The sequence below is a fragment of the Sphingomonas colocasiae genome (assembly GCF_019880585.1).
In the GTDB taxonomy this organism is placed as follows: Bacteria; Pseudomonadota; Alphaproteobacteria; order Sphingomonadales; family Sphingomonadaceae; genus Sphingobium_A; species Sphingobium_A colocasiae.
Genome location: NZ_JAINVV010000003.1, coordinates 509,858 through 524,503, shown reverse-complemented (window position 1 = coordinate 524,503; position 14,646 = coordinate 509,858). Strand labels below are relative to the sequence as shown.

Sequence of the window (14,646 nt, the reverse complement as noted above, 5' to 3'; positions counted from 1 at the left end):
TGGCGCCTCGCTCATTGTTGAGGCGCGATAGGCAGTCGATTTCCCGAAACCCGCGTTCCGTTCGGTCGAACTGAAATGATGAGCCGTGACCATCGGTCTGGATCCTAAAAAGACGCGCTCAGCGTCGCACCCATCGTGCGCGGCGGAATGCTGGTGGCGACGAAAGCGGGGTGATTGGCGCCGCCGAGCTCGGTTGCGTAGGTGATGGGAAAGCCGACGGCGGAGACGATGCCGTTGCTGTCGATAAGGTTGCGGACATAGGCGGTGAGCGAATATCTGCCGAAATTCACGCCGGCGCGCAGATCGAGCGTGGCATAACCGTCGAGCATGGGTTGCCGGCCCATGGCGGCGCGGCTGGCCGCATTGAACAATGTTGGCTGGTCGCTCGCAAGTTGAACGGTGCCGCCGACAAAGGCGCTGGCGTCGTCCGACAGCGGCCATTGATGATCGGCAGACACGGCGATCTTCCATTCCGGCGTGCCGGGCAACCGGTCGCCCGCCCGCCCGCCCGTCAGATTGGGACCGCCCACACGCGGCACTGCGTCGTCGCGCAGCCGGGCATCGGTATAGGCGGCGTTGACGGCGACGGTGAAGCCGGTCGCGGGCCGAACGGTCGCGGCCAGCTCGAACCCCTTGCTGCGCGCGCGCCCGCCATTGCCGTTGATGCCGGTGCCGCCCGAATCGCCGCTGAAAAGCGTCAGGATCAGGATGTCGCGCCAATCGATGTAAAAGACGGATGCGTCGATCGAGACGCTGCGATCGCGCGTCTCGGCGCGGACGCCGCCTTCATAGCTGATCACCGTATCCGCCTGGAACGCCGTCGGGAAATCCGGGGGCAGGCTGGACGGGATCGCATTGGGACCGCCGGGTCGATAGCCCTTGGCGACGCGCGCATAGATCGCGGCGTCATCGTCCAGTTCGAAGCGCGGCGAGACCGACCAGGTGAAGACGCCTTGCGAGGATTTGCCGAGCCTGTTGGCGCCGATCCCGAACTGCAGCACGCTCTGGTCGGATCGCTGGCGATTGTGGCTGTAGCGACCACCGGCGGTGATATCGAACCGCTCTCCCAGATGGAGCGTGCCCGTCGCGAAAGCGGCAATCTCGCGATAGCGGGCGTCGATCGTCGCCAGTGCGAGTTCGTCGAAATGCTGGCCGTTGATCGTCACCCCGCGCGGGATCAGGCGCTGCGAAGCGATCTCGAACGGCAGGGCGCGCTGGAACAGCAATGTGCTCTCGTCGGAGAAATAACCGCCGGCGATCCATTCGAAGACAGCGGAATCGGCGGAGGCGAGCCGGACCTCCTGGGTGAACTTGTCGACAAACACATCGTTGCGCAGCGTCAGGCCCAATGTGTTCGGTGCGTCCGGCGCATAAAGCATGTTCATCGCCGCCCGCGCCGACGAGTAGGAGAAGTCCATGAGTTTCGGACGGCGCTGCGTGGCATGGCTGGTGATCGAGGTCAGTCGGACCGGGCCGGCATTCCAATCGATCGTGCCGCTATAGATACGATAGTCGGTCCGATTCCATTGCGGATAGAGCTGGAACTGCAATCGCTCTCCGCCGGCCGTGCCCGTCGCCGGATTGAACGGCCTCAGCGTATCCGGATCGGCGAAGAACCAGGAGGGCGCCCCAGTGTCCAGCCGTTGCGCGAGCGCCGAAAGGCGGATCGACAGCGACGCCGTCGGCATCAGCAGCAAAGAGACCCGGCCACCGTAGCTGTCGGTGGAATTCACGTCCCTGGCGACGCGGCCGACGCTGTCGATATAGCCGGGCTGGCGGCGGCGAAAACCGCTCGCGCGCAGCGTGATCCCGTCGCTGATCGGCAGATTGACCATCGCATTGGTCGTCCAGCCGATGCCGGCGCTGCCGCTCAATGCCTCGACACCGGCCTGTACGCGCGCTTCGAAGCGCGACGGGTCCGGCGCGGTGGTGATGTATTTGACGACGCCGCCAAGCGCGTTCGATCCATAGAGCGTGCCCTGCGGCCCGCGCAGCACTTCGACGCGGGCGACGTCGAACGTGTCGAAATCGCCGGCCATGTCGCCCGCGTTCGACAAGCTGCCGCTGGAGCCGAAGGGAATGTCGTCCATATACACGGTGACGCTCGATCCGACCGAGCCGGCATTGATGCCGCGCAGGATGATGCGCGCCTCGCCGGGGCCGTATTGCGTGACGTTCAGGCCGGGGACGAGCTGCTGGAAATCGATGACGCTGCGGAACTGCTGACGTTCCAATGCCCGGCCCGAAACGACGGCCAGCGATTGCGGCACCTTGAGCAATGTCTGTTCGCGCCGCTGCGCGGTCACGATGATGTCGGCGGCGCCTTCACCGTCCTGATCGCCGAAACGCGTCCGGCCAAGGGCGTTTCCCGCCGCGCCCACCCTTACCAGCGCCACGCCGCCATGGCCGCCGCGCACTGCGCGCAGGCCGGTGCCCGACAACAGCCGCTCCAGCGCCTCCTCGGCGCTATAGCGCCCCTTCACGCGCTGCGAGCGCTTGTCCTTCACCAGATCCATCGGCGCGAGCACGAACACACCCGACTGGCGCGAATAATCGAGTACAGCCCTGGCGAGCGGCTGCGCGGCGATATCGTAGGCGCGCTGCTGCTGCGCCACCGCCGTCGCCGGGCACAGCGCGAGCGACAGCGGCGACGCCACATATATGGCGATGATCAAAAGGCGTGTGCGAATGCCCTTCAAGATCGACCGTCCCCCGCACCGTTTCATACGGTTCATGGACTACAACGCGGCGGAGGGGATGGTTCGTAGGGGCAGGTGAAATTTTTTTGTAACACTGGGAATCGGCTGGCGCGGTTCTGAAAATATGCTCTTCCGCACATTTCCAGACAGACTCTCAACGCACCCGTTCGATCACCACGGTCCCGGTCCCGCCCTTCCGGATGCGGACCGGCGCGACGAGCTGGAGCGCGCCGAAAAAGGCGTCGGTATCGCCCGGCCGCAATTCCATCGCGACGCGCAGGTCGCCGAGCGACGGATCGGCGAGCGTCACGCCCGGCGCATAATAGCGGTTGAGATCGGCGAGGACGTCTCCCAAGCGCGCGTCGATATAGGTGCGCCGTCCGCCGCGCCATTCGCCGGCGGGCACATGTTCCGCCGCGATCGGCGCGGGCGGCGCGGCGCTGAAGAACGATGCCGGGCTGTCGGGCGTCTCGATCCCCTGACCGGCACGGAGCGTCTGGACCGAGGCTGTGGCCAGCAGCGGCGCGGACTCGCGAACCTTCACCACGCCTTCGAGCACGGAGACATGCACGCGCCCGCCCGATCGGCTGACATCGAATTTCGTGCCGACCACCTGGATGCGCGCATCACCGGCTTCGACATGGAAGGGCCGCGCACGATCGTGCGCGACCTCGAAAAAGGCCTCGCCGGCAAGCAGAGTCACGGTCCGCTCATCGGCATCGATCCGGGTGGCGATGCGACTGGCCGGGCCCAGGGTGACACGGCTGCCATCGGCAAGCGCCAGCACCCGCGTTTCGGCGATGGCGGTCCTGACGGGCGCGCCGGCGGGGCCGCCCGAGACCATGTCCAGCCCGATCGCGAGCGCCAGCGACGCCGCCAGCGCGGCGGCCCCGCCCCAGATCAGCGCCGGCCGCATCTTCGCCCGGCGGGGCGGGGCGAGATGCGCCAGCGGATCATGTCCGTCATTGGCGGCGCTTGGCGTCGCCGGCACGGCAGCGCCGGCGGACGCTTTCAACTGGGCCAGTAGCACGCCTTCGCTCAGTTGCAGCGCGGTGCGCGCGGTCAGGTCGAAGGCGTGCGCATGGCGCGGATCGGCCGCGAGCCAGGCATCCAGCGCATCGAGATCGGCATCGCCGATCGCGTCGTCCAGCGTCAGCGCATACCATTCGGCCGCCTGCGTTAGCACGCCATCGTCAAGATCAAGGGCGTTCGCCATCAGCGTGCCCCGCTTTCATCCGAGGTGCCGGTCGGGCCCGAGCCGGAGGCGTTTATCGCACCTGAGCCGGAGGCGTTTATCGCAAGCGTGCACTGCGCCAGCGCCGACGCCATCAACTGGCGGACGCGCGTTTCCGAAATGCCCAGCCGGCGGGCGATTTCGACATAACGGAGATCGTGCACGATATGCAGCGTCATCACCTCGCGTCTCTTGGGCTCCATGCCGTCCAGCGTCGCGCCGACGATCGCCAGATGCTCCTTCGCGATAAAGACGCGCTCGGTATCCAGATTCGCAGGGGTGTCGCCGGACTGGATCAATTCGACGTCGTCGCGCGCCGCCAGGCGCACCTTCGCGCGGCGCCGCTGATCGAGCACGAAGTTGCGCGCCGCGATGAACAGATAGGAACGCGGATTGCTCACCGTTTCGGGCGTATCGAGCTTCGCGAAGCTTTCGAACGCGCTCTGAACGGCTTCCTCGGGCTCGGGTGGGCCCGCGCCGAATTGCCGCTCGATCGCGCGGCACAGATCGGCGCGATGCGTCCGGAAGGCATGTTCGACCGCCGCGCGCGAGCGGTCGCCGCGCGCTGCTGGGTCGAACTGATGCACATCCGGTTTCGCCACGACCTTTCCTTTGGTGCCGACGGTTCGATCCGCCGGCTTTATGCCTTCGGCGTCGCCTGCGCCATCATTTCTCCGGCGGCAGGCCGATCGCGATCCGCTCGATCTTCGCGGCCACCTTGCCCGCGCCGGCATCCTTGCCGATCGCATTGGCGATCACCGCCACGGTGATGTGATCCTTGGGGAATTCCGACAGCGACGAATTGAAGCCTGGAATGCCGCCGCCATGCGCGATCTTCTGATGACCCTGCACGTCGGACAGAGCCAGCGCATAGCCATATTCGCCGCGCAGGCCGTCCACCTTGGGCATGCCCGTGCTGCTCAATTGCCCGTTGGAAAGCTTGCCCGGCGTCGTCATCTCTGCGAGCGAGGCGGGTTTCAGCACCTTGCCGCCGAACAATGCGGCATTCCAGCGCGCGAGATCGCTCGCCGTCGAGCGCATCGCGCCCGCGCCGCCGGGGAAGGTGAGCGAGATCAGCCTGGCGTTGCGGAACTTGCCCGGGGCGCTCGCGTCATAGCCGGCGACGCGGCCCGGCACGATCTCGCCTTCGTCGTCCAGCGCGGTGCGCGTCATGCCCAGCGGATCGAAGAAACGCGCCTTGAGCACGGTGGCGAGCGGCTTGCCCTCCACCTTCTCGACGATGCCGCCGAGCAGGAAATAGGCGGTGTTGCTGTAGTCCCATTTCGCGCCGGGCTCGAAATCCTGGGTGACGGGCATCTTCGCGAAGGCCTGCACCCATTCGTCGGTGGTGCGCGTCATCGCGCCTTCGGCCATCACCGGCGCATCCGCCGTGTAATTGTGCAGCCCGGATGTGTGATGGAGCATCTGGCGGATCGTGATGTCCGCCGCGCGCGGATAGTCCGGATAATATTTGGCGAGCTTGTCGTCCATCGACAGCCGCCCCTCGTCGCGCAGTTGCAGCAGCGCCGCCGCGGTGAACTGCTTGGTGACCGATCCGATGAGGAACACGCCGTCATTGGTGACGGGCGTCTTCAGTTCCAGGCTGGCGGTACCATAGGATTTGACGAGCAGCGGCTTGCCGTCCTTGAAGATCGCGACCTGCAGGCCGGGCGTCTCGCCGGCCGCGATCGAAGCATTGACGACACGATCGACCTCGGCGCCGATCGCGGCGGGCGTGGCGGCACTCGCCCATGCCGGCAGTGTCGCGCCCATCAATGCGGTCGCCAGAACCAGGCGCCTCGAAATCGTCATATCCCATCCCCTTATCTGAATCGTCTCCGGCGCATGCCGGCCCTGTTCGCATGGCTAGTCGAAATCGGCGGTGGCGCGAAAGGGGCGTCTGCAGCACGGCATGTCTTTTGGGCGCGTCGGCTATTGCCGCTTGAAGATGTCGGTGCCCAGCGCCAGCGATGCGATCTGGCCGTCCGCGCCGAAGGTGAAGCCGACAGGCGTTGGTCCCATCACGGCGATCATGCCCAGGCTTTTCCACTGCGCCTTGAACCTGTCCTTGCCTTCATGCTCCAGCGCCGCCGCCTCGAGCGGGCGGGCGATCTCCAGCTTGCCGCCGACCAGGCGGACGGTCACGTCGCCCAGCATGGTGTTGGTATAGGTGCCGGCATAACGATCGAGCGGCAATGTGGGCGGCAGCGCCGCCGGCTTGGGTTCGGCCGCCGCCTTGTCGCGCGCGGCCTTCGCTGCATCGTCGCGTGCCTTGAGCATCATCGCGCTATAGTCGGTCAGCGGCGCGCCCAGGAACGCATCGAATATGCGCATCTCGATCGCGTTGGTCACCATGGTCGGCATGCTGTTGGAAAGCACGATCACGCCCAGCTTCTTCGCGGGGATCAGGCCGATCACGGTCTGCATGCCGTCGATGCCGCCCGAATGCTGCACCACCTTCTGCCCGCGAAATTCCTGCACGCCCCAGCCCAGGCCATATTCGCTGAACTTGAAGGTCGCGCTGCCGCCGCCGCGCGGCACGATCTGGCCCGTGTGCATTTCGGCGAGCGTCGCCGGCGCGATCAACTGCTTGCCCTCGAAGGTGCCGCCGCCCAGTTGCAGCCGCACCCATTGCGCCATGTCGCGCGCGCTGGAATTGATCACGCCGGCGCCGCCGACATTGTCGATCAGGCGATAGGGGATCGGCACCATCTTGCCGTTCGACGGCGCATGCGGGCTGGCGACATTCTCCAGCCCCTTCAGTTTGGTGACGCTGGTATTGGTGCGGCGCATGCCGAGCGGTTCGAAGATCCGGCTGGTGATGAATTGATCGAAGCTGGTGCCGGTGACGGCGGGAACGATCTCGCCCGCGGCGATGAACATCTCGTTCTGATACTGGAACTGGTTGCGGAAGCCGAGCGACTCGGTCTGGAAGCGCATCCGGCGGATCACCTCGTTCCGGTCGAAGCCCGAACCGTACCAGAGCAACCCGTTGGTGACGACGCCGGTGCGGTGCGACAGCAGGTCGCGCACCGTCGCGTGGCGGGTCACATAGGGATCGTCCATCTCGAAGGCGGGCATGTAATCATGCACCGATCCGTCCCATGCGATCTTCTTTTCGTCGACCAGCATGCCGAGCGCCGCCGCCGTGAACGCCTTGGTGGTCGATCCCATCGCGAAGATCGTGTCCGCATCCACCTTCTCTGGCTTGCCCAGCTCGCGCACGCCGAAGCCCTTGGCATAGACGATCTTGTCGTCCTTCACGATCACGATGGAGAGGCCGGGCATCTGCCAGTCCGCGCGCGCCTTTTCGACATAGGCGTCGAGCCCTTGAAGCGCGGCCTCGGTCGTGGGCGCACCGGCATCGGCCACCGGGGCCTTGGCGGGCGCCTGCGCCGTGGCGGGAAGCGCCGACGCGATCAGCGTCGATGCCGTGGCGGACAGGATGATGTGCTTCAGGCGCGTGGTTGCGATCATGGATCTGGCTCTCCCCCGATTTTCTGCAATGAACATCGCGCAGATTTCTTGAAAATGCAACCCAACGGAGACAATATTGTCCTGATCAGATAATTTTCTACGGCATTGTCTGCATGATGCAGGCGGTGGGATCGGGCGTGCCGATCTGGCAAGGTGGTCTCTGGTTCGATGCGGGAGATATGCGGGTGACGCCGGCTGAGTTCGTTGATTGCGCAATGGCGAACCCCGCCAATGCGGCGCTGGTGGCACGTCTGCCCGCCCTGGGCCTGAACCAGTGCCATCTGGTGGCGGGTTGCCTGTTTCAGGCGGTGTGGAACAGGGCGTCGGGGCATGCGCCCGGTTGGGGGATCAAGGACTACGACATCTTCTATTTCGACGATGGCGATCTGTCCTGGGATGCGGAGGATGGCGTCATCCGCGCGGTCGACGCGCTGACCGCCGATCTGGGTGTCACCGTGGAGGTGCGCAACCAGGCGCGCGTCCATCTCTGGTATGCGGAGCGCTTCGGCACCGGCTATCCGCAACTCCGTTCCGCCCGCGACGGGATCGACCGCTATCTGATCGCCTGCACCTGTGTCGGCATCGAGGTCGCGACCGGCGAATTTTACGCCCCCGATGGGCTCGACGATCTGGCGCGCGGCGTGCTGCGGATGAACCCGCGCAATCCCCGGCCGGCGCTGTTCCGCGAAAAGGCGGAAAGCTATCGATCGCGCTGGCCGTGGCTTACGGTGGTGGAGCCGGAATAGCGGAATTCACCCCGGCGGCATGGCGGGATCCAGCCCCGTCAACGCGCGGTAGCGCTCGGGATCGGTCGCGCCCTCGCTGTTGATCGCCAGGATGCGTGCATCGGGGCCGATCCCCAGCGCCGCGCGGCGTGTCGTGTCGCCGGCGATGCGGATAAAACCCGCAAGCCCGGCGCCGCCGCTTTCGCCCGCCACGATCGCCGGATCGTCCCCAGCCGGGCGGGCCAGCCGGTTCATCGCCGCCACGGCATCATCCTCCCCGACGGTCATGAACGCATCGGCCGCACGCGACAGTACGCGCCACGCCAGCGGCGAGGGATCATAGCATTCGAGCATCGCCATCACCGTGGGTTCGCCATGTGCGATCTTCACTGGGCGGCCCGCGCGCGCACTTTCGTACAGGCAGGCGGCGCGCTCGGGTTCGACGACGATCATGGTCGGCCGGGTATCGCCCAGCACCAGCGCCATATGGCCCGCGACCGCGGCGGCTAGGCCGCCGACGCCCGCCTGGACGAAGACATGGGTGGGCGGTGCGGGCAGCGCCTTGACCGTTTCGGCGACGAGCGCGGTATAGCCCTGCATGACAAGGCCGGGGATATGCTCGTAACCGGGCCAGGATGTGTCGGAAACGGTGATCCAGCCGCGCTCGTTCGCGACGCGCGCCGCTTCGGTCACCGAGTCGTCATAGGTGCCCGGCACGCGCACGATCTCCGCGCCGAAGCGTGCGATGGCGGCGACGCGGGCGTCGCTGACGCGCTCGTGCATGAAAATCACGCAGCGCGCGCCGATCAGTTCCGCGCCTTGCGCCACCGATCGGCCATGATTGCCGTCGGTCGCGCAGGCGATGGTGAGCCCGGATGCGATCCGGCGCACCGCGCCGGACTGCATCTCGGCATAGTCGACGGGGCGGCCAAGGGCCCGGCCTGCTTCCGCCAGCACCAGCCGGATAACCGCATAGGCCCCGCCCAGCGCCTTGAAGCTGCCCAGGCCCAGGCGGGGGCCTTCATCCTTGATATGGATCGCGGCGACGCCGAGTTCGGTTGCGAGCGCGGGCAGGGCATGAAGCGGCGTCGGCCGATGATCGGGCCGGTGCGCCAGATAGGCCGCAACCTCTGCGGTGGCGGCAGCGTCGAGCATCGCGGTGTCGCGCGGGTCGAGCGCCGCTCCGTGATCGGGGTGGCTGTTCAGGATCAGCATGGACAGGGCTTTCTTTGGGATCAGGCGAGCGGCAGCCGCTGGCGGGCGATGGTCGCCAGCCAGTGCGCGCCGTTCGTCAGGATCGCGTCGTTGAAATCATAGCCGGCATTGTGCAGCGGCAGGGATTCGGCGCCATTGCCGATAAAACCGAAACAGCCGGGCACGCGTTCCAGGAAACGCGCGAAATCCTCCGAAGCGGTGATCGGCGCGCAGTCGCCGGATACATTCCCGGCCCCGAACACGGTTTCCGCGGCCTGGACTGCGGCCGCCGTCGCGATGGGATCGTTGATCAGCGGGACGAATTCGCGGCTGTAGGAAATTTCGACGGCGCAGCCGTGCGCTGCTGCGATGCCGGCGGCGATCTGCCGCATCTCCGCTTCGATCGCCGCGCTCACCTCCGCGCGGAAACTGCGTGCATCGCCCAGGATGCGCGCTTCGCCCGGCAACACGTTGCGCGTGCCGTCGGTCACGATTTCGGTGACGGAGACCACGGCGATATCGGTGGGGCTCAACCGCCGGGAGACGATGGTCTGCAGCGCAAGCACCGTCGCACAGGCTGCGACCATCGCCTCACGCCCGGCTTGCGGGCGGGAGGCATGGCCGCCGACGCCCTTGATCACGATCTCGAAATTGTCTTCGGCGGACATGGCCGGGCCGGCGGTCGTTTCGAAGCGGCCGGCGGCGATGCCCGGCATATTGTGCAGGCCGTAGATCTCGTCGAACGGAAATCGCTCGAGCAGCCCGTCATCGAGCATGGCGATTGCGCCGCGCCCCCATTCCTCGGCGGGCTGGAAGATCAGCCGGACGGTGCCGTCGAAACCGCCCTCGTCGGCAAGCAGCCGTGCGGCGCCGAGCAGCATCGCGCTATGGCCGTCATGTCCGCAGGCGTGCATGACGCCCGGGTTGCGGGATTGATGCGGCAGGCCGCTGCGTTCGGTGATGCGCAGCGCATCCATATCGGCACGCAGCGCGACCGCGCGATTGCCGGTGCCCGACCGCAGCGTGGCGACCACGCCGGTTCCGCCCACGCCCTCCGTCACATCGGCTATGCCGAAGCCGCGCAGTTTCTCGGCGACGAACGCGGCCGTCTGCCGTTCCTCGAAGCCCGTTTCCGGATGTGCATGCAGCGCATGGCGCCAGGCGATCATGTCGTTGAGGAGTCTGTGATTATGCGGGTCGGTCATTCGGCACATCGTGTCCATGCGGCGGTTCAGCGCCTGAATAGTGCAATCGGCGCGCATGATGTGCTGAAAACCGATGGCCAATATGCAAGTTTCGCGCGCAGTCTTCGGCTTCATCGCCCGCCATTGCCGATCTGTCGCGGTGCTGGCGGCCGCGATGCTGCTTGTTCATCCCGCGATGGCGCCTGCGCAAAAGCGGATCGCCTTCAGTTTCGACGATGTGCCGCGCAAGGCCGGCGGGTTCTTCTCGCCGGATGCGCGGACGCGGACCTTCATCGCCGCGCTCAAGCGAGCACGCATTCGTCAGGCCGCGTTTTTCGTGACGCCGGGCAATCTCGACGCGCCGGACGGCAAGGGCGGGGAGACACGGATCGCGGCCTATGTCCGGGCCGGCCATGTCATCGGCAATCACAGCTACAGCCATCTCTGGCTCTCCAAGACCTCGGTGGCGGACTATGTCGCGGATATCGATCACGCCGCCGCCTGGCTGAAGGGACGCCCGGGCTTTCGCCCCTGGTATCGCTATCCCTTTCTCGACGAGGGGCGACGTGATCTGGCCAAGCGGGCGGAGGTTCGCGCGGCGCTCGCCGAACGCGGCCTTTCCAACGGCTATGTCACCATCGACAATTACGACTGGCATCTCGACGGGCTGGCGACGCGGGCGAAGGCGGCCGGCGAAAATGTGGATATGAAGGCGTTGCGCGATCTCTATGTCGAAACGCTCGTCGGTGCCGCCAATTTCTATGACCGTATCGCGCGGGAAGCGCTCGGCCGCCAGCCCGTCCAGGTCATCCTGCTTCACGAAACCGATCTCAACGCGATGTTCATCGACGATCTCGCCGCCGCGCTGCGCAAGGATGGATGGGAGATCGTTCCGATCGACCAGGCCTATCGCGATCCCATCGCCGCGCGCGAGCCCGATGGCTGGTTCACCAATGGCGGCCGTATCGCCGCGCTGGCGCAGGAAAAGGGGCGGGCGCCCAGGGATCTGATCGATCCGCGCTCTGACGAGGATGTGCTGACCGGCCTGTTCGAGGCGCGCGTCATGAAGCGGGGCAAGGCGCCGCCGCGATGATGGTGCCGGCGCGACGCTCGTCGAATGCCGGCTGCCGTTTGTCGAAAGGGAACGGGCAGGGAACGGCACGCGCGGCATGTGCGCCGCACGGTCCCTTAAGCCGTGGCGGGTAGCGCTGCCCGTGGATGGCCGGCGTGTGGAGGCCTTTCAGGCATTCCGCTCCCGGCCATCGCTCGATGCGCGAATTCGCAGGGCTGAGTGCCGGATTTCAGCGATTTCCGCTGGTGCCGATGCCCTTGTTGGGGCGTATCGACGAAATGGCCGATCTGCGCTCGCATGATCGGCTTTCGATCATTCGTCGATGATGTCTGCTCTTTCGCTTGGCGATGCGTGTTCCAGGGGATAGAAGCCGCGTTGGCGCAATATGGTGTATTGCGCATGTAAGACAGTTGTGCGATCTGGAAGCCGATGATGAGCGAAGCGAATTTCGAAACGATGCGTGCGGCGATGGTGTCCAATCAGTTGCGGACATCCGCCGTGTCGGATGCGCCGGTGGTGGAGGCGATGCGCGCGGTTCCGCGTGAAGCGTTCATGCCTGCGGGCCGGGCCGATCTGGCCTATATCGATACGCCGGTCGCTGTGGGCGAGGGGCGTTCGATCAATCCGCCGCTGGTGACCGGCCGGCTGCTGACCGCGCTTGCGCCGCGCGCCGGCGAACGGGCCCTCGTGGTGGGTGCCGCCACCGGCTATGCGGCGGCAGTGCTCGCCGAGCTCGGCCTGGTCGTCACGGCGCTGGAAGAGAATGCGACGCTCGCCGCTTTTGCGGAAGCTGCGTTGGCGAAGGCCGGGGTCAGGGTCGTGAACGGGCCGCTCGCGGCGGGCGTCGCGGAAGCCGCGCCCTATGACGTGATCCTGATCGACGGCGCGGTGGAACAGGTGCCCGGCGCACTGACGGCGCAGCTTGCCGATGGCGGCCGCATGGCCGGCGCCCTGGTCGAACGCGGCGTGACGCGGCTCGCGTCGGGGCGGAAGGTCGGCGATTCGCTGGTGCTGGCGGATTTCGCGGATTCGGAAGCGGTGGCGCTTCCGGGCTTCGCGGTGCCCGCGGGGTTCGTATTCTGAAGAAGGTTGCGGGTGTGCTGAGAACGAAATTCAGGTCCCTTGCGGGCGTTGCGGCGATCACGGCACTCGGCCTGGCTCTCGGCGGCACGCCCGCTTCTGCGGAAACGCTGCGCGAGGCGCTGACCCGCGCCTATGGCAGCAACCCGACCTTGACCGGCGACCGGGCGCGCCAGCGCGCCGAGGACGAGAATGTGGTGATCCAGCGCGCCCGCTCGCTTCCCAGCGCGAACGCGCAGGCGAACTACACCGAAAATGTCGTTCTGCCGCCCAATGCCATCACCGCGCCGGAGCGCTCGATCTCGCTGCAGGGGCAGATCGAGGTGCCGATCTACCAGGGCGGTTCGGTCCGCAACGGGCTGCGTGCCGCCGATCGCCGCGTCGATGCCGGGCGATCCGTGCTGCGCGGCACCGAGTCGAGCGTCTTCAGCTCGGTCGTCGCCGCCTATATGGACGTGATCCGCGACGAGGCGATCGTTCAGCTCAACCAGGCCAATGTCGGCGTGCTCGACGTGAACCTGCAGGCTACCAACGACCGGTTCGAGGTGGGCGATCTCACGCGCACCGACGTCGCCCAGTCGGAGGCGCGGCTTGCGATCGCGCGCAGCCAGCTCCAGAGTGCCGAATCGCGATTGATCGCGAGCCGTGAGCGCTACATCCAGGTGGTGGGTACGCCGCCGGGTACGCTCGAAGCGCCACCACCGCTGCCGAATCTGCCCGCGTCGCCCGATTCGGCGGTCGAGACCGCGCTGGCGGACAATCCGGATCTGCTCGCCGCGCAGCAGCGGCGCGAAGCCGCGCGCTACGATGTCGGCGTTGCCAATGCGACGCGACTGCCGCGCCTTTCGGCGGTCACCAACGGCCAGTATCAGAACTATCTCGGCACCTTCGGGACCAATGTTCCGGGCGTTTCGATCGCCCAGACGCAGAAATCGGCCACGCTCGGGCTACAGGCGACGATCCCGATCTATCAGGGCGGCGGGCCTTCGGCGCAGGTTCGCCAGGCCCAGGCCCGCGAAGGCCAGGCCATCGAAGGGCAGATCGAGATCGAACGCAGCGTGATCTCCCAGACGCGCTCGGCCTATGCGAGCTGGCAGGCCGCGAACGAGGTGATCACGAGCTCGCAGACCGCTGTTTCCGCGAACCGGCTCTCGCTCGAAGGCGTTCGCGCGGAAAACAGCGTCGGCACGCGCACCATTCTGGATATCCTGAACGCCGAGCAGGAATTGCTCAATTCGCAGGTCCAGCTCGTTACCGCGCGCCGCGATGCCTATGTCGCCGGCTTTACGTTGCTGGCCGCGATGGGGCAGGCGGAAGCGCGTGATCTCGGCCTCGACGGCGGAGCGCTCTACGATCCGGTAACCAATTATAAGCGCGTCCGGCATATCATCTGGGATTGGGACAGCGATCCGAAGCCGGAACCCGTGGCGACGCGTACCGTTGACACGCCGGCCCAGAATCCGTCAGTAACACCGTTACCGAAGCAGTAAGGCTGTGAAGATGGGGGACATCGCCAACGAACCGTCGATGGAAGACATATTGTCTTCGATCAAGCGGATCATCGCCGAAGACGCCGATACCTCGGCGGCAACGGCGCGCGCGCGCGCCGCTGCGCGGCGGAAAGTGGCGCCGGCCCCCGTGATTTCCGAGGAACCGGAGGACGAGGACGAAGTTCTCGAATTGACCGAGACCGTCGCGGAAGCCGATGCCTATGCAGAGGAAGAGCCCGAGCCCATGAAGGAAATCGCGGAAGATCCCGAACTGGTTTCCGAACGCGTGGCCAAGGCCAGCCGGCAATCGCTCGAGTCGCTGTCGTCTCTGATCGTGAAGCCGGAAGCGGGATCGAACACGCTGGAAGGGCTGGTGCGCGAAATGCTGCGCCCGATGCTCAGCGAATGGCTGGACGCCAATCTGCCCGCCGTGGTGGAGCGTATGGTCTCGCGCGAAATCCGCAGGATCACCGGCAAGGACCTGTAAAAAC

Annotated in this window: 12 protein-coding genes; 5 read left to right on the top strand and 7 right to left on the bottom strand. The window is 66.3% G+C overall.

The window, feature by feature from the left end; all coding sequences use genetic code 11:
* Window positions 1-104: 104 nt before the first annotated feature.
* The 5 genes from K7G82_RS06010 to K7G82_RS05990 all read right to left on the bottom strand — a co-directional run bounded on the left by K7G82_RS06010 (window position 105) and on the right by K7G82_RS05990 (window position 7,410).
* On the bottom strand, window positions 105-2,675 hold the full coding sequence (locus tag K7G82_RS06010; RefSeq protein ID WP_222988915.1) for a TonB-dependent receptor: 2,571 nt from the start codon (window positions 2,673-2,675) through the stop codon (window positions 105-107).
* A gap of 178 nt (window positions 2,676-2,853) precedes the next feature.
* Window positions 2,854-3,915 carry a FecR family protein gene (locus K7G82_RS06005; RefSeq protein WP_222988914.1) on the bottom strand — a complete coding sequence of 354 codons (1,062 nt, stop codon included), beginning with the start codon at window positions 3,913-3,915 and terminating at the stop codon, window positions 2,854-2,856.
* Complete coding sequence (locus K7G82_RS06000; RefSeq protein WP_222988913.1) at window positions 3,915-4,535, bottom strand: RNA polymerase sigma factor; 621 nt, start codon at window positions 4,533-4,535, stop codon at window positions 3,915-3,917. The genes K7G82_RS06005 and K7G82_RS06000 overlap by 1 nt, the downstream gene beginning before the upstream one ends.
* 64 nt (window positions 4,536-4,599) lie before the next feature.
* The gene (locus tag K7G82_RS05995; protein WP_222988912.1) at window positions 4,600-5,745 is read right to left on the bottom strand and encodes a serine hydrolase domain-containing protein; all 1,146 of its coding nucleotides are present in this window, start codon (window positions 5,743-5,745) and stop codon (window positions 4,600-4,602) included.
* Window positions 5,746-5,865: 120 nt separating this feature from the next.
* Complete coding sequence (locus K7G82_RS05990) at window positions 5,866-7,410, bottom strand: serine hydrolase (RefSeq protein ID WP_222988911.1); 1,545 nt, start codon at window positions 7,408-7,410, stop codon at window positions 5,866-5,868.
* 113 nt (window positions 7,411-7,523) lie between these two features.
* Between K7G82_RS05990 and K7G82_RS05985 the strand changes: the two genes are divergently transcribed.
* The gene (locus tag K7G82_RS05985; RefSeq protein ID WP_246623300.1) at window positions 7,524-8,156 is read left to right on the top strand and encodes a nucleotidyltransferase family protein; all 633 of its coding nucleotides are present in this window, start codon (window positions 7,524-7,526) and stop codon (window positions 8,154-8,156) included.
* Between the two features lie 6 nt (window positions 8,157-8,162).
* On the opposite strand, the gene K7G82_RS05980 is transcribed toward K7G82_RS05985, so the two are convergent.
* On the bottom strand, window positions 8,163-9,350 hold the full coding sequence (locus K7G82_RS05980; protein WP_222988910.1) for a diaminopropionate ammonia-lyase: 1,188 nt from the start codon (window positions 9,348-9,350) through the stop codon (window positions 8,163-8,165).
* 20 nt (window positions 9,351-9,370) lie between these two features.
* Window positions 9,371-10,534: a M20 aminoacylase family protein gene (locus K7G82_RS05975; RefSeq protein WP_222988909.1), complete on the bottom strand. Its 1,164-nt coding sequence runs from the start codon at window positions 10,532-10,534 to the stop codon at window positions 9,371-9,373.
* A 73-nt stretch (window positions 10,535-10,607) separates the two neighbouring features.
* Between K7G82_RS05975 and K7G82_RS05970 the strand changes: the two genes are divergently transcribed.
* From K7G82_RS05970 to K7G82_RS05955, 4 genes are all read left to right on the top strand, one after another.
* Complete coding sequence (locus K7G82_RS05970) at window positions 10,608-11,606, top strand: polysaccharide deacetylase family protein (protein WP_246623299.1); 999 nt, start codon at window positions 10,608-10,610, stop codon at window positions 11,604-11,606.
* Between the two features lie 411 nt (window positions 11,607-12,017).
* The gene (locus tag K7G82_RS05965) at window positions 12,018-12,668 is read left to right on the top strand and encodes a protein-L-isoaspartate O-methyltransferase family protein (RefSeq protein WP_222988908.1); all 651 of its coding nucleotides are present in this window, start codon (window positions 12,018-12,020) and stop codon (window positions 12,666-12,668) included.
* Window positions 12,669-12,685: 17 nt separating this feature from the next.
* Window positions 12,686-14,155, top strand: a complete 1,470-nt coding sequence (locus K7G82_RS05960) for a TolC family outer membrane protein (protein WP_222989046.1) — start codon at window positions 12,686-12,688, stop codon at window positions 14,153-14,155.
* Between the two features lie 10 nt (window positions 14,156-14,165).
* Window positions 14,166-14,642, top strand: a complete 477-nt coding sequence (locus K7G82_RS05955; RefSeq protein WP_222988907.1) for a DUF2497 domain-containing protein — start codon at window positions 14,166-14,168, stop codon at window positions 14,640-14,642.
* The last annotated feature ends 4 nt before the right edge of the window (window positions 14,643-14,646 follow it).